Annotated in this window: 16 protein-coding genes and 1 pseudogene; 12 read left to right on the forward strand and 5 right to left on the reverse strand. The window is 69.5% G+C overall.

Features of this window, described 5'->3' with window-relative positions; genetic code table 11:
• The first annotated feature begins 208 nt into the window (after nucleotides 1-208).
• The 11 genes and pseudogenes from EZH22_RS17005 (at nucleotide 209) to EZH22_RS17050 (ending at nucleotide 8,961) form a co-directional block, all read left to right on the forward strand.
• Complete coding sequence (locus tag EZH22_RS17005) at nucleotides 209-2,008, forward strand: DUF4153 domain-containing protein (RefSeq protein ID WP_203191719.1); 1,800 nt, start codon at nucleotides 209-211, stop codon at nucleotides 2,006-2,008.
• A 146-nt stretch (nucleotides 2,009-2,154) separates the two neighbouring features.
• Complete coding sequence (locus EZH22_RS17010) at nucleotides 2,155-2,856, forward strand: DUF2793 domain-containing protein (RefSeq protein ID WP_203191720.1); 702 nt, start codon at nucleotides 2,155-2,157, stop codon at nucleotides 2,854-2,856.
• Between the two features lie 24 nt (nucleotides 2,857-2,880).
• Entirely contained in the window at nucleotides 2,881-3,204 is a 324-nt protein-coding gene (locus tag EZH22_RS17015) for a spike base protein, RCAP_Rcc01079 family (protein WP_203191721.1), read from the forward strand.
• A gap of 132 nt (nucleotides 3,205-3,336) precedes the next feature.
• Nucleotides 3,337-3,498, forward strand: coding sequence for a hypothetical protein (locus tag EZH22_RS17020; protein WP_203191722.1), 162 nt, complete (start codon nucleotides 3,337-3,339; stop codon nucleotides 3,496-3,498).
• A 7-nt stretch (nucleotides 3,499-3,505) separates the two neighbouring features.
• Complete coding sequence (locus tag EZH22_RS17025; protein WP_203191723.1) at nucleotides 3,506-4,714, forward strand: SGNH/GDSL hydrolase family protein; 1,209 nt, start codon at nucleotides 3,506-3,508, stop codon at nucleotides 4,712-4,714.
• Nucleotides 4,715-4,912: 198 nt separating this feature from the next.
• Nucleotides 4,913-5,239 (forward strand): annotated as a pseudogene (locus EZH22_RS31890) (glycoside hydrolase family 108 protein); the annotation flags it as partial.
• An 89-nt stretch (nucleotides 5,240-5,328) separates the two neighbouring features.
• A complete protein-coding gene (locus tag EZH22_RS31895) occupies nucleotides 5,329-5,685 on the forward strand; it encodes a hypothetical protein (RefSeq protein WP_231711013.1) in 357 nt (118 codons plus the stop codon).
• Complete coding sequence (locus tag EZH22_RS17035) at nucleotides 5,682-5,990, forward strand: hypothetical protein (protein WP_203191724.1); 309 nt, start codon at nucleotides 5,682-5,684, stop codon at nucleotides 5,988-5,990. The genes EZH22_RS31895 and EZH22_RS17035 overlap by 4 nt, the downstream gene beginning before the upstream one ends.
• 234 nt (nucleotides 5,991-6,224) lie before the next feature.
• Entirely contained in the window at nucleotides 6,225-6,896 is a 672-nt protein-coding gene (locus tag EZH22_RS17040) for a response regulator transcription factor (protein ID WP_203191725.1), read from the forward strand.
• Between the two features lie 16 nt (nucleotides 6,897-6,912).
• Nucleotides 6,913-8,340: an ATP-binding protein gene (locus EZH22_RS17045; protein ID WP_203191726.1), complete on the forward strand. Its 1,428-nt coding sequence runs from the start codon at nucleotides 6,913-6,915 to the stop codon at nucleotides 8,338-8,340.
• Nucleotides 8,341-8,520: 180 nt separating this feature from the next.
• Nucleotides 8,521-8,961 carry a hypothetical protein gene (locus EZH22_RS17050; protein ID WP_203191727.1) on the forward strand — a complete coding sequence of 147 codons (441 nt, stop codon included), beginning with the start codon at nucleotides 8,521-8,523 and terminating at the stop codon, nucleotides 8,959-8,961.
• A 70-nt stretch (nucleotides 8,962-9,031) separates the two neighbouring features.
• Here EZH22_RS17050 and EZH22_RS17055 read toward each other — a convergent pair whose 3' ends face one another.
• Nucleotides 9,032-9,871, reverse strand: coding sequence for a universal stress protein (locus tag EZH22_RS17055; protein ID WP_203191728.1), 840 nt, complete (start codon nucleotides 9,869-9,871; stop codon nucleotides 9,032-9,034).
• Between the two features lie 181 nt (nucleotides 9,872-10,052).
• Here EZH22_RS17055 and EZH22_RS17060 point away from each other — a divergent pair, with 181 nt between their 5' ends.
• Nucleotides 10,053-10,688, forward strand: coding sequence for a MarC family protein (locus EZH22_RS17060; RefSeq protein ID WP_203191729.1), 636 nt, complete (start codon nucleotides 10,053-10,055; stop codon nucleotides 10,686-10,688).
• A 20-nt stretch (nucleotides 10,689-10,708) separates the two neighbouring features.
• Here the strand turns inward: EZH22_RS17060 and EZH22_RS17065 are convergent, their stop codons facing one another.
• Genes EZH22_RS17065 through EZH22_RS17080 form a run of 4 tightly spaced genes read right to left on the reverse strand, consistent with a single transcriptional unit; the run spans nucleotide 10,709 to nucleotide 15,022 of the window.
• Nucleotides 10,709-11,770, reverse strand: coding sequence for a heme-dependent oxidative N-demethylase family protein (locus EZH22_RS17065; RefSeq protein WP_203191730.1), 1,062 nt, complete (start codon nucleotides 11,768-11,770; stop codon nucleotides 10,709-10,711).
• 17 nt (nucleotides 11,771-11,787) lie between these two features.
• Nucleotides 11,788-12,744, reverse strand: coding sequence for a PDR/VanB family oxidoreductase (locus EZH22_RS17070; protein WP_203191731.1), 957 nt, complete (start codon nucleotides 12,742-12,744; stop codon nucleotides 11,788-11,790).
• Nucleotides 12,741-13,328, reverse strand: a complete 588-nt coding sequence (locus EZH22_RS17075; protein ID WP_203191732.1) for a dimethylamine monooxygenase subunit DmmA family protein — start codon at nucleotides 13,326-13,328, stop codon at nucleotides 12,741-12,743. Before EZH22_RS17075 ends, EZH22_RS17070 begins: the two co-directional genes overlap by 4 nt.
• 11 nt (nucleotides 13,329-13,339) lie before the next feature.
• Nucleotides 13,340-15,022 carry an APC family permease gene (locus tag EZH22_RS17080; protein WP_203191733.1) on the reverse strand — a complete coding sequence of 561 codons (1,683 nt, stop codon included), beginning with the start codon at nucleotides 15,020-15,022 and terminating at the stop codon, nucleotides 13,340-13,342.
• Nucleotides 15,023-15,196: the final 174 nt, after the last annotated feature.

Genomic DNA, 15,196 nt, shown 5'->3' on the forward strand with positions numbered 1-15,196 from the left:
CTCCTCCTGCACGCGAGCCGGCAGGTGCTGCTGCGTCATGCAACTTGTGCCGGGGTGGTGGCGGAGCTAAGCCTTGGCTTGGAGGGCGATTCACCGGGCGAATGGATTCAACCTGCTCGGGGAATGGTCCTCTAACTCTAAGATGGACGCGTTATCCGACCAGCTTGCGACTCAAGCCGGTCGGCGCGCTCCAGCGGAGGGGCGTGACGTGGCGAGATGGGCGGGGGTGGGGCGCGCCGTGCCGCGCGTGCTGGTGCGGTTTCCGGTTCCTGTCCTCCTCGCCGTGGCCGCGCTGGCGGTGCATTTCGCCACGTCCTATTTGGTGCTGAAGTTGGCGGCGCGGCTGCCCGCTTTGGCCGAGATTGTCCCACGCATTGCGACCATCGCGGGGGTCGGCGCCCTCTTCGCCACCGCCGCGGCGCTCTTCGCCGAAGGCCGGGGCTGGTCGGCTCTCGGCCGCCACCTCTTCACCGCGCTCGTCGCCGCCTCGTTCATGGCGCTGGCGGCGTTTCCGGCGGTGACGCACTCCTCGTTGTCGCTCCTCCTGATCGCCGGCGCCTGCGCCGTGCTGCTCGCCCCCTCCGGCTTCGCACAAGGGCAGGCCGCCGCCTTCTGGCGACACGGCGCGCGCACCGTAAGCGGGGCCGGCACGGCCCTCCTCGGCGCGGCCGTGCTGGTCATCGGCATCATGCTGGTGGAAGGCGCGGTGCGGGTGTTGTTCGCCGTGGGGCCGATGGGATTCGCTCCGTCGTGGGCGACCACCTATGTGATGCCGGTGGCCTTCGGCCTCGTCGCCCCGGTGATCTGGCTGAGCCAGATTCCCCTGCCAGGAGAGGGCGATCCTTCTCCCTTCGTCGAGGTCAGCGCACCGCTCACTGTGGCGCGGTGGGTGATGGTGCCGCTGCTCTTCGTCTTCGGCGCGGTGCTCATCGCCTACGCCACGCGCATCGCCTGGCAGGGGGCGGTGCCCGTGGGCCAGATCGGCCGCTACGTGCCGATCTTCGGCGCCATCGGCACGGCGGTGTTCATGATGCTCCAGCACGAGCGCGGCAAGGGCCGCAGGCTCGTGGACCTGTTCTGCGCGGCGTGGTTCCCGCTGCTGGTGGTGCCCTTGGTCCTGCTCGGCGCGGCCCTGTGGCTGCGCATCGAGCCGCTGGGCTTCACCGCCCAGCGCGGGCACCTGCTGCTGGTGGCGGCATGGCTCGCGCTGATCACGTTTGTCTTTGCGCCAAGGCTGGGCCGGGGCGACCTGCGCCTCATCCCCGGCGTGCTGCTGGTGCTATGCCTCGCCTTTGCGGCGGGGCCCTTCGGCATGACGGCCCTCGCCAACCGCGACCAGGCACACCGGCTCACGGCGCTGCTCGCCTCCGCCGGCGCGGTGGAAAACGGACGGCTGGTGCCGGAGTCGGCCGGCAAGCTCGACATGACGCAGCGGGCGCAGGCGCAGTCCATCATCCGCTATCTCGGCCGGCACGACGGGTTCTCAGCCCTCGCGCCGCTGTTCGCCGGCCGCGACGATGATCCCTTCCGCCAGAAGCAGCACCCGGGCCTTGCGGCCATCGAGATGAAGATCACCGGCTTCCCGCGCGATATGGGCCGTGCCGAGGCGGCGCCCGATCCGCGCCTCTCCGTCTCGGTGAAGACCGGCCCGGCCCTCATCGCCGAGGCCGGCGGGGTGCGCGTGCTGGGGCCGTTCATGGTGGGCTTCGGCAGGCGCCAGCAGGTGAGCACGATCGAGGGCATCACCACCAGCGTCGAAGACAACATGGTGCAGGTGGATGCCGCGGACGGCCGCAGCGCGCAAATCGACCTCGCCAGCGCCATCCAGGCGCGGGAAAAGGAGGCGGTGGGCCGCCCGCCCCGCCTCGATAGCCCGGTGCGGATCGATGTGCCGTTCGGCCGCGGCCGCGTCGGCGTGGTGCTCCAGGGCGCGACCCTCTCGGTCAGCGCCACCGCGACCACCGTGCGCGGCGGCACCTATTTCCTGGTCCTCAGCCCCGCCGGCTGACCTTTCGCTTCATCCCCTGACGGGTGTCTCCGGGCCGGCCTGATGCCGGCGCCGGCGGATGCCGCATGCCTGCTGCGCGACACGCACCACCGGGGCGGGGCGAGGGCGGAGGCGCGCCTTTCAAGTCCATCCCCGAGGTTCCGAAAATGCCCGACCAGTCGGCCAACCTGGCGCTGCCCTATATGGCGGCGGCCCAGGCGCAGAAGCACGTCACCCACAACGAGGCGATCCGCCGCCTCGATGCCTTCGTCCAGCTGGTGCTGGAGAGCGCCAGCGCCACCGCCCCTCCGGCCTCCCCGCCCGAGGGCGGGCGCTGGTTCGTGCCGGCGGGCGCGAGCGGCGTTTTCGCCGGCCATGCGGGCCGCATCGCCGCCCATGAGGCCGGGGTGTTCGATTTCCTTCCCGTGGCCGCCGGCTTCCTTGCCTTCATCCGCGACGAGGGGCGGCTCGCCCTGTTCGACGGCGGCGCCTGGGTGTCGCCGCTCGCGGCGAGCCCGCATGGCGGGGGCATCGAGGCGCGGGTCGCGGAGGAGGACGTGGTCCTCTCCGGCGCCTATGCGGAGACCAGCCTTGCCATCCCCAACCGGGCGATCGTGCTCGGCGTCTCCACCCGCACCCTGGTCGCGGTGACGGGCGCCACATCCTACGACTGCGGCATCTCTGGCGAGGCCGCGAAGTTCGGCGGCAGCCTCGGCGCCGCGGCGGGCTCCACCAACATGGGCGTGATCGGCCCGGCCGCCTTCTACGCGCCGACGCCCGTCCGCCTCACCGCCAACGGCGGCAGCTTCACCGGCGGCACGGTGCGCGTGGCCCTGCACCTTCTCCTCTGCGCCGTTCCGGGCGCCTGAGCCTTCCACACCGGAGCACCCTCCATGCCCTACGATCCCGCGCGCGACCCCCTGAAGGGGCTCGCGTCCTCCCTGTCGTCCCCGGCGCGGCAGCTGCGCCTCGTCGTTCCCTCCGACACCCAGGATCTCGACCCCTACGCCAAGGCGCTGTGGGTCTATGTCGCCGCCTCGGTCGCCGGCGGCGTCGCCAGCATCCGCATCACCCCCGTGGGCGCCGCCGACGGTGACTTCGTGACCCTCTACGCTCCACCCGGCCTGCTGCCGCTGCCGCCCTGCCAGGTCCGCCGCGTCTGGGCGACCGGCAGCACCGCCACGGGCCTCAGCGTCTTCGCCCTCGCCGATCGCTGAGCCCGCAGGCCAGCCCGCTCCCCCTTCACCGCTCCCCCTTCACCGCTGCGCCGGCCCCGACCGCCCCGATCCCCGGGGCGGCGAGGGCGGCGCCGTGTCTTCCGCAACCGAGCAAACAGAGAGGTTTCCGACATGGAACTCAGTCTCGGCGTGTCGCTCTGCGGGGTGCCCTGCACCTGCATCTGCACGCCCCAGATTCCGCCCGGCTACGCCGTCCTCATCGACGACGACGGACAACTGGTCCTCGACGATGACGGGCAGTTGATCCTCGTCCCCAACTACTATTTCAATTGAGGAAACCATGACGAAATACTATCGCGACTTCAAATCTTCTTCCCTGCGCAAGCTTCAGGAAACCTTCAGCGGCGCCTCCGGCAAGCGGCCGGCCAATCCCGCGTCCCCGGCGACCATCACGCTGAGCGCGCCGACGGCCTCCGGCAGCGGCACGTCGCAGATCACCAGCAAGGTGGATCATTTCCTGCCGAGCGGAAATTTTTCCGTCTACAACGGCGCCAGCTGGACCACTTTTTTCAACACCGGCGTCCAGTATTATCAGCCGAACGCCTCGAATACCGACAAAGTCAACATGGCCACGCTGGCCTTTCGCTATGAAGGCTCGAAGTTCGAGCTGATGGCGCGCTCGTCGGACAGCTGGACCATCTTCGCCGACGGCGAGCTGGTGATTGATTCGCCGATCCAGATCCCGCCTGCGGCCGGGTATGCGGTGGTGCGCCTGACCGTTGATTTCGGCACGCGCGCGGTGCGCAACATCGTCTGCTACGGCATCACCTTCGGCTTCGCCGGGGTCTCCGTCGGACCCACCGACAGCATCGCGCCCATCGACCTTGCGCCGCAGGTGAAGATCGCGACGATGAGCGACAGCTACGGGCAGGGCACCTCGTCCAACGCCAACGGCGGACCGTTCGCGGAAGCCGCGCTGGCGCTCGTGAGCAAGGCCGAATTCCCGCTGCTCTCGTTCTCCGCGGGGGGCGGAAGCGGCTACATCACCGGCGGCACGGGCGGAAACGCCTTTCTGGCCCGGGTGCCCAACATCGTCGTCGGGAGCCCGGACCTGGTGATCGTCGCGGGCGGCATCAACGACAGCACGACGGGTCTTGCGGCCGGCGTGAGCGGGGTGCTGTCCTCGATCCGCACGGCACTGCCCAACGCGGTCATCGCCACGGTCGGCGTGTGGACGCCCAGCACCTCCTACTACGGATCGGGCCTGGCGAAGCACGACATCATTCTCCCCGTCCTCCAGACCATCTCCGGACCCTGGATCGACGTCGACGTGACGCGCGGCGCCTGGACCAACAGCGCCGGCGGAACCGGGCGTGTCGGACCCGCGCCCTGGGTCACCGGCTCCGGCAAGGTGGGCACCACCACCGGCACCGGCAACGCCGATTTCAATACCTCGGCCGATGGCGTGCACCCCTATTCGCCGGATGGCCACGACTACCTCGCCGGCCACCTCTACAGCGCCCTGAGGGCCGGTCTCCTCGACCTGTGACGCCTGCCGGCGGCCAATGCCGCCGCCTGGTTCCATCCTCCGCCCGGCGCGCCTGCGCGCCGGGCTTCGCCGTCGCTCGACGGCCGGCCTCACGCCATAGAGGAAGCGATGAAGGACAATTTCGCCCGGGCGCTCTCGCTCGTGCTGGTGCATGAGGGCGGCTATTCCAACCATCCCGCGGACCCCGGCGGCCCGACCATGAAGGGGATCATCCAGCGCGTGTATGACGGCTATCGCCGCTCCCGCGGCCTTGCGCTGCGCCCGGTCCGGGAGATCACGCAGGCGGAGCTCGAGGAGATCTACCGCCGCCAGTACTGGGACGCGGTGCGTGCCGACGACTTGCCGCCGGGCATCGACTACGTGGTGTTCGACGGCGCGGTGAATTCGGGCCCCGCCCAGTCCGCCAAGTGGCTCCAGCGCGCCCTCGGGCTTCCCGCCGACGGCCAGGTGGGCGAGGTGACGCTGGCGGCGGCCCGCGCCCCCGCTTCCTCCGGCCGGCTCGTGGACGACATCTGCGACCGCCGCCTCGCCATGCTGAAGGCGCTGTCCACCTGGCCGGTCTTCGGCCGCGGCTGGGCCCGGCGCGTCGCCGACGTGCGCAAGGCCGGCAAGGCGTGGACCGCCGGGGCGCGGCCGGCAACCCCGGTGCCCGTGGCGGCGACCGGCGACGGGGAGGGGGCGAAGGCGCCCGTGTCCAGCGCCCGGCCGGCCCCCAGCCGGCGAAGGGCGCCGGCGCGGTGGCCGGGGGCCTTGCCGCCTCCACCGTCGCCGAGGCGGCGCGGCAGATCGAGCCCTTCGCCGCCGGTTCCTCGACCCTCGCCGCCGTGTTCACCACCCTCACGCTGGCCGGCCTCGCCCTCAGCCTCGGCGGCCTTGCTTACGTCTGGTGGAGCACCCGGGCCGATGCGCGCCGCGCCGCGGTGCTCGACCTTCTGCCCGCTGAGGGCGGCCAGACGGAGGGCGCGGCGTGACGACGCTCCTGCACGTGCTCGGCTACGTGATCCCCTGGTGGATCTGGGGCCTCTTCGGCCTCGCCGCCGTCGTGCTGCTCGCCCGGTTCGCCGGGGTGCGGGCGGCGCTGGCGGCGGGTGCCGCCCTTGTCCTCGCGCTTGCCCAGCGCCGGGGCGCCCAGCGGGGCTACGCCCATGCCATCGAGGAAGGAGAAGAGAATGCCCGAAAATCCCTGGATGCGGCACGCGGCGCGCGCGATGCTGCCCTTGCTCGCGACGGCGATGCTCGCCGGCTGCGCGACGACGACGGGTTCCGGCGCGACTAAGGTCTATTGCGGCGCGACCGCTCCCGTCCGCTGGTCCGTCGCCGACACCGACGACACCATCCGCCAGGCGAAGGCTCACAATGCCGTGGGCCGCCGCCTGTGCGGCTGGCGCTGAGGGGCGGGGAGCGGCGCCGCGCCGCGTCCCGCATCCGCCACCGGCGCTGACAGGGCCTTGCGCCTCTGTCATTCTTGGTGCTTCTCCCTTAATGGATGCCCAACAGCCGGAGGGGACCCGTGCGCCTTTTGGTGATCGAGGACGATCCCGATCTCAACCGACAGCTCGTCGCCGCCCTGAGCGACGCGGGCTATGCGGTGGATCGTGCCTTCGACGGCGAGGAGGGCCACTATCTCGGCGAGAACGAGCCCTACGACGCCATCGTCCTCGACATCGGCCTGCCGAAGATGGACGGTATCTCCGTGCTGGAGAACTGGCGGCGGGCCGGCAAGACCACGCCGGTGCTGATCCTCACCGCCCGCGACCGCTGGAGCGACAAGGTGCAGGGCTTCGATGCCGGCGCCGACGACTACGTGGCCAAGCCCTTCCACATGGAGGAGGTGCTGGCGCGCCTGCGCGCCTTGCTCCGGCGTGCCACCGGCCATGCCTCGAGCGAGTTCTCCTGCGGGCCGGTCCGGCTCGATACGCGCTCCGGCCGCGTCTCGGTGGACGGCAATCCGGTGAAGCTCACCTCGCACGAATACCGCCTCCTCTCCTACCTCATGCATCATGCCGGGCGGGTGGTTTCGCGCGCCGAGTTGGTGGAGCATCTCTACGACCAGGATTTCGATCGCGATTCCAACACCATCGAGGTATTCGTCGGGCGCCTGCGCAAGAAGCTGGATTGCGACGTGATCCAGACCGTGCGCGGGCTCGGCTATCTGCTCGCCGCGCCCGAAGAGCCGCGCTGACCGGCGGGGAGAGCCCATGAACCCGGCGCCGCGGCCCGCGGAATATTCACCCGGCTCCCTCGCCTTCCGCCTGTTCCTGTCGGCCATGGCCATCACCCTGGTGGTGCTCGTGGCGGTGGGGCTCGTCCTCTCGTCCCTCTACCGGAACGCGGCGGAGCGCGCGTTCGACCGCCGGCTCGACGTCTACCTGAAGACCATCGTCGCCGAGGTGGCCAATGCCGCCGACGAGGCGCTTCCAGATCCGGTCGCCTTGGGCGACCCGCTGTTCGCCTTTCCCAATTCCGGCTGGTACTGGCAGATTTCCCTGGTTTCCAAGGGCGAAACGCGCCGCCGGACCTCGCGGTCGCTGGTGGGCAGCGTGCTGCCCGCGCTCGTGGAGCAGGGCATCACCGCCCGTCCCGGCCTGATGCGCCAGGGCTATGCGCGCGGCCCGCACGGGGAGACCCTGCGCATGGTCGAGCGGGAGGTCGATCTCGGCGCCAACGAGCGCTACGTGGTCTGCGTGGCGGCGGTGGCCTCGGAGCTCGAGGAGGAGATCGCCGCCTTCAACCTTGCCCTGGCGGGCACCCTGGTGGTGCTGGCGGCGGCTTTCCTTCTGGTGGTGCTGGTGCAGGTGCGTTTCGGCCTGAAGCCGCTCTCGCGCATCTCGCAGGTGCTCGCCGACGTGCGCTCCGGCAAGGCGGACCGGCTCGAAGGATCCTATCCCGACGAAATCGTGCCGCTGGTGAAGGAGGTGAACGCCCTCGTCGACGCCAACAAGGAGATCGTGGAGCGCGCCCGTACCCATGTGGGCAACCTCGCCCATGCGCTGAAGACCCCGCTCTCGGTGCTGATGAACGAGGCGGGCACCCGCGACGACCCGCTGGCGGTGAAGGTGCGCGACCAGGCCGGCGTCATGCGCGACCAGGTGGCCCACCATCTGGAGCGCGCCCGCATGGCGGCGCGGGTGTCGGTGGTGGCCAGCGTGTGCGAGGTCACCCCCATCGTCACCTCCCTCGCGCGGACCATGGAGAAGATCCACCGCGGCAAGGATCTCGCCATCGACGTGCGGATCGCCGACGACGTGCATTTCCGCGGCGAGGAGCAGGACCTCGAGGAGATGGTGGGCAACCTGGTGGACAATGCCTGCAAGTGGGCCTCCTCCCGCGTCGAGGTGGAGGTCTGCGTGGGGCGGGCGAGGTCTCTCGGCGACCGCGTCTTCTTCCACATCATCATCGACGACGACGGCCCGGGCCTCGATCCCGCCCGGCGGGTGGACGTGGGCCGGCGCGGCCGCAGGCTGGACGAATCCAAGCCCGGCTCGGGCCTCGGCCTGTCCATCGTGCATGAGCTGGCGCTGCTTTATGGCGGCCGGTTCGAGCTGAGCTCCGCTCCCATCGGCGGGCTGCGCACCGAGATCGTGCTTCCCGCGGCAGCCGCGCCGCCTCCCGCTTCCGCACCGTGATGCCGCAGCGCCAGTGGTGCCGTCGGGCCGACGCCGCTGCGGCTCTGTCGCCACAGGAGCCGCACAAAGTCCTCTTTCCCCTCGCCGCGCCAGCGCCTATGACAGGGCCAGCCTCCTTCTCGCCCCAATTGTTCGCCCGATTCTCGCCTTATTGCAGCTTCCCGCGTGAGACCTGTTCCGATGGCTGTCCGCATGGTGTCCGCCCGCTTGCCCGCTGCCTTGCTGCTCGCTGTGGGGCTCGCGGGCTGTGCCAGCGATGGCGCGTCCGGCGGCCGCTCGCTCACCGCCGCTGCGGCGCTGCCCAGCGCACCGGTGATGAGCGGGACGGTCTCGGGCGGCCTCATCAGCGGCGGGATCGGCAACGGGCTGGACGAGGCGGATCGCCGCCGCGCCTATGACGCCGAGGTATCCGCGCTGGAGACCGGCGGTCCCGGCTACCCGGTCGGGTGGAAGGGCGAGAACGGCGCGCGCGGCACGGTGATCGCCGGCCCGCCCTACAGCCGGCCCGGCTTCCAGAGCTGCCGCGACTATTCCCACACCATCTACATCGACAACCGGCCGCAGATCGCCCGCGGCGCCGCCTGCCGCACGCAGGACGGCCGCTGGCAGGCGGTGAGCTGAGGCACGGCTGTCGCTTGTCGGGGGGGGAGCGGGTGTGCCCGCGGCCTGAGGCCGGGCGGGCGCCTCCTGCTCAATAGGACATGAACAAGGGGACCTTGGCGTCCTCGAGCAGCGACTGGGTGACGCCGCCCAGCACCCATTCGCGCATCCGCGAGTGGTTGAAGGCCCCCATGACGATCAGGTCGGCGCCGATCAGGGTCGCCTGCTCGCGCAGGATGGCGGGGATGCCGTCCGGGCCGACCACCAGGTTCTTCACGCTCACATTCACCCCGTGCCGGGCGAGATGCGGGGCGATCTCGGCGCCGGGCACTTCGTGCGCCAGCTCCTTTTCGCTGCCGATGGCGAGCACTTCCACCGACGCCGCCGACTTCAGGATGTCCATGGCATCGTTAACCGCCCGCGTCGCCCGCGCGCTGCCATCCCATGCCACCAGCACCCGGTGGTGCCGGAACGTGTCGAAGCCCGGCGGCACCACGATGAGCGGGCGGCCGCTCTCGAACAGCAGCGCCTCGATGAGGCCGCGGTCCGCGTTCACCGTGGCCGTCTCCGCGTCGAGCACGGCGAGGTCGTGGACCCGGGCCTGGGCCACGAAGGTGTCCACGAGCTGGCCGTAGCTGAGCTGCGGCGTTTCCACCGACGCGGCGACGCCGGCCGCGGCCGCATCGCCCAGCGCCCGCTGCGCCACGTCCGCCGCGAGCTGCCGCAGGCGGCGGTTGTGCGCGGAGACCAGTCCCGCCGCGACATTGCCGACGAACGTGTTGCCCATCACCACCTTCAGCGAGGCCGCCTGGATCGTGGCGTGGGCGCCCGACTTCTGCGCCAGCGACAGGCCGTAGGCGAGGGCGGACGAGGGCTCGTCGATTCCCTCCTCCGTCATGCCGATGAGTACGCTCTTAATGTTCTGGACCATTGGCCGTTCCTCCGTGGGAAACGCCAATCTAGTACCACGTCTGCGGGTCGCGTTGCGTCAGGTCAACGCGCGATGCCGCACTCATTCCCACAGGTGTATGCGGATGACGGTGCTCGGGCCCGCAAATCGCCGTTTCCCGCCCTCCTCCTCCGACGCTACAAGGAGGCAAGGGGGTGTGCCGATGATCGATGACCTGAACCTGTTCGCCAGCCAGCTCGTGACCTTGTGGGTGGTGCTTGAACCGTTGAGCCATCTCAGCCTGTTCCTCAGCACTACCTCTCACCTCGACCGGAAGGAGCGGCACAAGGCGGCGGCCCTGGGGCTCCTCTTCGCCTTTCTCATCCTGGTGGTGTTCACCCTGATCGGGCGCCTGCTGCTGGAGGCGATGGGCATCTCGGTCCTCGCCTTCCAGATCTCCGGCGGGCTGATCCTGTTCTATTTCTCCATGACCATGATCTTCGGCGATATGACCAGCCACCCGGTCGAGCCCGACGCTGACCGCGGCTTTGCGGCGCTGGCGGTCTATCCCCTGGCGACGCCGATCATCGCCGGACCCGGCGCGATCCTGGCGATGGTCCTGTTCTCGGACAACAATCGCGGCGCCCCGCTGTACCAGCACATCATCACCGTGGTGGCGCTGACGGCGATGATGACCCTGCTGTTCGTGATCTTCTGGCTCGGGGACTACATCTCCAAGGCCATCGGCCAGAGCGGCGCGAGCCTGCTGCGCCGGGTGATGGGGATCCTGCTCGCGGCCTTCTCGGTGAACCTCGTGCTCAATGCCTTCCAGAAATGGCTGGGGCTGCCGGAGATCTGAGGGGCGGCACGCCGCCCGTCTCACCCCGCCAGAACGTCCGTGTCCGGCGCGATTCCCTTGGAGGTGGGCGCGCCGTCGTCCAGGGGCGCGAGATAGTCCAGCACCATGGGCCGGAAGCGCGGCAGGCCCTTGTAGCTGGCGATGTCGGGGTGGAGGTCGCGCAGCACGCGATGCAGCCGGCGCCGCCATTTCGGCACCTTCGCGATGTCGGCGACGCTGGTGAGATAGCAGCGGATGCCGAACAGGATCGCTCCGGAGCGCGGCAGTCGGAACAGCGTCTGAAGTTCCACCCGCAGGTGCGCCTTCTCGGCCACGTTCTCCGGGGTGACGCTCGCCTTGTCCGGTCCCCACACGGGGTAATTCTCCGGCGAGGTGTCGAGGCGCGGATTGATGGTCATGGTCCAGTTCAGCCGCCGCACCGGCTGGCCGTACTGGAGGCGCAGCAGATACTTCAGCGCCCGGTCGAACACGCCCTTTTCGTGGGCCAGCGGCACCGGACCGTGCCATTCGTGGAAGCTCATGCCGATGTCGAATTCCAGCGACCAGTCGGCCTGGGTGGTCACCATCCCGCCGTCCACGTAGAGGTTGTCGTCCCGCTGGTCCTGCAGGGTGAAGTCGCCCTGCGCCTGCCGGGTGATGTACTCGAAGGGCGGGCAGGGCAGGGTTTCCACCTTGCCGAAGGTGAAGCTCTGCTGGATGCCGAGCGGCCGGTTGACCCAGGTCCACAGGTCCCCGGCCTTGGCCAGGGAGAAGTGCTCGGGATAATCCGCCGCCATGCTCTCCATGATGAGCTCGAGGGTGTCCCACTCGGCGGCCATCATGTGCGGCAGAACCTGGCAGCGCTTGGGGTCCTCCTTCAGCACCCGCTCGCGCTCGCGGCACTCGGCGATGTAGTGCTCGTCGATGTCGAAGGTGGCACGGAAGGCGGCGGTCGGGCCGCCGCGCACGTGCGGCTCGATGTTCACCGAGTACATGTACTCGTCCTCGGGGAACGGGAACGGGAAGCGCAGGATGTCCTCCGGCGACTTCCTGTAGGTGAAGGTGTCGCGGAAGGTTTCGGCGGGCTTGAACTGAAGGGTCATATTCTTCCTCCCACGGGTCAGAGGTCGAGCACGAGGCGCGGCCCGCGGGCGCGGGACACGCAGGTCATGATCAGCTTGCCGCTGGCCTTCTCCTCGGCCGAGAGGAAGTCGTCGCGATGGTCCGCCTCGCCCTCGATCACGGGCGTGGCGCACTCGCCGCAGGCGCCGCCCCGGCACAGGCAGGGCGCGGCGACGCCGGCCGCCTCGATGGCCTCCAGCAGGCTCTGGGTCTCGCCGACCTCCACCTCGATCCCCGATTTCTTCAGGACGGCGCGGAAGGGCAGGCCGGAGACGTCGCCGCCGAAGCTCTCCTTGTGGATCTTGCCCTTCGGCCAGCCGAGCCCGGCGGCGGTGCCGGTCACCGCATCCATCAGGCTGTGCGGCCCGCAGACATAGAGGTGCGTGCCGAGCGGCTGGCGCGCCAGCAGCCCGGCGAGGTCGAAGGCGGCGCGGCCGCCTGAATGCACCCGGATCTCCTCGGCCGCCGCATAGGGGGCGAGGAGACGCTCGAACACCGGGGCTTCCTCGCCGGTGGCGAGCTGGTGCAGCTCGAATCGGGCGCCGCGCGCCTTCAGCTCCGGCAGGAAGGAGAGGAGCGGCGTGATGCCGATGCCGCCGCCGACCAGAAGGTGCTTCCTCGCCGTGGCGGCGAGGGAGAAGAGGCTGATGGGGTTCGCCATCTCCAGCACGTCGCCGGGGACGACGCTGCGATGGAGAAAGGACGAGCCGCCGCGGGACTGGGCCACGAGCCGCACGATGATGTCGTAGCGGGTGCGCTCGGTGGGCGGCGTGACCAGGGAATAGGCATTTTTCATCACCCGCGCGCCGTCGCGCAGGGTGAGCATCACGTGGCCGCCCGCCGGCGGGGTGGGGAACTGGCCGCCGTGCGCCGGCTCGAACGAGAAGCGCTTGAGGCTCGGCGCGAGTTCCTCGATCTCGCGGACCCGCACATGCAGGGGTTCTCCGGCGGTCATCGATAGAGCTCCTCGGCCGCAGGCACCTCGCCCGGCACTTCGGCGTCGATCTGGACGCCCATGAAGGCGGCGAGCCGCCGCGAGAAATGATCGCGCACGAACAGCGCGGCGCCACATCCGGTGCAGGTGACGATGGAGGTGGTGACCTTCTCCATCACCTCCCGGCAGTGGACGCAGAAAATGCGCCGGGCCTTGGGCCCCACATGGGCAAAGCCCATCTCCTGGCGGCTCAGGCCCGCCCTCTCGCCCATGCCATAGGCATCCCACAAGAAGGGCTCCGGGCCGACCGCATAGAAGCGCAGGCCCATGGTCTCGCGGGCGAGGCGCTCCTCCAGCGCCGAGAACAGATGCGGGGTGGAGCGGAAGGTGCGCACCGCGCCCGCCGCTTCCTCCATCATCGGCGCGCCCGGCACCGCGCTCCTGCGGGCCACCGTCCACACCTCGAAGGCGGAGGGGGTGACCCCCTCCGCCAGCGCCTCGGGCGGGACCTCGGCGCCGTCCACGACCATCAGATGATGCCGGCCCGCCGGGTCCGGCGCGATCGGCTGGTAGCTGGGACGGCTCTTGATGCCTTGATCGCTCATCTCGTCTCCGCTCAGTAGACCGCCAGCATGCGGGCCACGATGATCACCACCGCGCCGCCCGCAAGCGCGAGATAGGGCAGCATCCCCGCCTTCACGCCGGCGCCCGGCTCGGCCTTCAGGTGCATGTCCTCCATCATCGCCGCCGGGAACCGGCCCTTGTCCGTCACGTAGTGGCGGAACAGGAACACCGGGATGATGGCCGCCGAGACCACGAGGCCGGTGACCAGCGTGCCCGCGCCCCAGATGTCCGCCCCCATGCCGAGCAGGAACAGGTTCACGAAGGCAAGCACCGTGCCCATGCCGATCAGCCAGGTGGGCGCCTTGAAGGGGCGTTCCCAGCCCGGCCGGTCGATGCGGTGCATCCAGGCGGCGTTGAGGTTGAGGAAGTTGAACAGGATGTAGCAGACGTTGGAGATGGCGAGGATGAACACGTAGTCCGACATCATCAGCAGGATGAGGTTGAAGCCGAGGTCGGTCCACATGGCCTTGGTGGGCGCGCCGTTCTCGTTCACGTGGCTGAGGTACTTGGGCAGCCAGCCGTCCACCGACGCCTGGTAGAGCGTGCGCGAGGAACCGGCCATGGAGGTGATGATGGCGAGCATGAGCGCCAGGATCAGCATCACCACGATCACGTTGTGGACGATGGGGCCGCCCTTGATCATGTCGGCCATGGCGCTGGCGACGCCCATGCCGGAATAGATGTCGGCGGAGAGGATGCCGTCATACACCGCCGGCGTGGTCACCGTCCCGGAGGCATCCACCACCGCCGGTGTCACCAGCTGGCCGAGGCCGAGCACGCCCTGGAACGAGATGGGCACGATGGTGAACACGAAGATGCACAAAAGGCCGGAATACAGGATCGCCTTGAAGGTGTCGGTCTTCGGGTCCTTGAACTCGCGCGTGTAGCAGACCGCGGTCTCGAAGCCGTAGGTGGACCAGGCGGCGATGAACAGGCCGCCGGCCATGAGAGTGATGCCGGCCATGTTCCAGGAACCGGCGATCACCTTGCCCGCCTCGTCCTTGGCCAGCGGCGCGAACGGGCCGAGATTGGCCGCGAGCACGTCGCCGGTGACCAGCGGCACGAGGCCGATGAGCACCAGCGGCAGCAGCGCCACCACGCCCAGGATCACCTGCACCTTGGCGGTCTGGCTGATGCCGCGATGCTGGATGGCGAAGGCCACCAGCAGCAGGGCCGCGCCGAGGAAGAAGGTTGCGTTCAGGCGCAGCGCGAGGCCGGTCTTGAGCCAGCCGAGGTCCACCAGCGTGAGCTGCCAGGTGTTGATGGCGGCATCCGCCGGAAACAGGATGGACAGCACGTAGCCCGCCGCGAGCCCCGAGCCGATGGACAAGACCGGCGACCAGGCCAGCCAGTTGCACCACACGGAGAAGGGCGCGAGCAGCTTGCCGTAGCGCACCCAGGCGATGGCGCCGTACACCGAGGCGCCGCCCGACTTGTGCGGGAACAGGCCGGCGATCTCCGCATAGGAGAAGGCCTGGATGAAGCCGAAGATGATGGACACGATCCACACGAACCAGGCCGGCGCGCCCACCGTGGCGCCGATGGCGCCGATGGAGAAGAGCACGAGCGCGGGCACGCCGCTCGCGATCCAGAACGCGCCGGTCCAGCTGATCTTGCGTTGAAGCGTGCCGGCCTCGGGCGCGGCGACAGCCTCGGTGGTTGCTGCGATGCTCATGGTTTTCCCCTCGATTATGGCGGGGAGTTTCTCCACACGAAAATTTATTGTCAATGAAGATATACATGTGCCGTAACGGCATTTCGAGATGAATTTTTAGACGATACTCTGCACAATTGTTGTTCAATTGAATTTCATGCAAACAAGATCGGCGCCAGGCGAGATGTCGCCTAG

Source organism: Xanthobacter dioxanivorans, from assembly GCF_016807805.1.
GTDB classification, from domain to species: domain Bacteria; phylum Pseudomonadota; class Alphaproteobacteria; order Rhizobiales; family Xanthobacteraceae; genus Xanthobacter; species Xanthobacter dioxanivorans.

Bases quoted from the DNA above. Each gene is read 5' to 3' on its own strand.
- EZH22_RS17010 (WP_203191720.1), top strand. From the start codon at position 2,155: ATGCCCGACCAGTCGGCCAACCTGGCGCTGCCCTATATGGCGGCGGCC.
- EZH22_RS17015 (WP_203191721.1), top strand. From the start codon at position 2,881: ATGCCCTACGATCCCGCGCGCGACCCCCTGAAGGGGCTCGCGTCCTCC.
- EZH22_RS17020 (WP_203191722.1), top strand. From the start codon at position 3,337: ATGGAACTCAGTCTCGGCGTGTCGCTCTGCGGGGTGCCCTGCACCTGC.
- EZH22_RS17025 (WP_203191723.1), top strand. From the start codon at position 3,506: ATGACGAAATACTATCGCGACTTCAAATCTTCTTCCCTGCGCAAGCTT.
- EZH22_RS17045 (WP_203191726.1), top strand. From the start codon at position 6,913: ATGAACCCGGCGCCGCGGCCCGCGGAATATTCACCCGGCTCCCTCGCC.
- EZH22_RS17050 (WP_203191727.1), top strand. From the start codon at position 8,521: ATGGCTGTCCGCATGGTGTCCGCCCGCTTGCCCGCTGCCTTGCTGCTC.
- EZH22_RS17055 (WP_203191728.1), bottom strand. From the start codon at position 9,871: ATGGTCCAGAACATTAAGAGCGTACTCATCGGCATGACGGAGGAGGGA.
- EZH22_RS17060 (WP_203191729.1), top strand. From the start codon at position 10,053: ATGATCGATGACCTGAACCTGTTCGCCAGCCAGCTCGTGACCTTGTGG.
- EZH22_RS17065 (WP_203191730.1), bottom strand. From the start codon at position 11,770: ATGACCCTTCAGTTCAAGCCCGCCGAAACCTTCCGCGACACCTTCACC.
- EZH22_RS17070 (WP_203191731.1), bottom strand. From the start codon at position 12,744: ATGACCGCCGGAGAACCCCTGCATGTGCGGGTCCGCGAGATCGAGGAA.
- EZH22_RS17075 (WP_203191732.1), bottom strand. From the start codon at position 13,328: ATGAGCGATCAAGGCATCAAGAGCCGTCCCAGCTACCAGCCGATCGCG.
- EZH22_RS17080 (WP_203191733.1), bottom strand. From the start codon at position 15,022: ATGAGCATCGCAGCAACCACCGAGGCTGTCGCCGCGCCCGAGGCCGGC.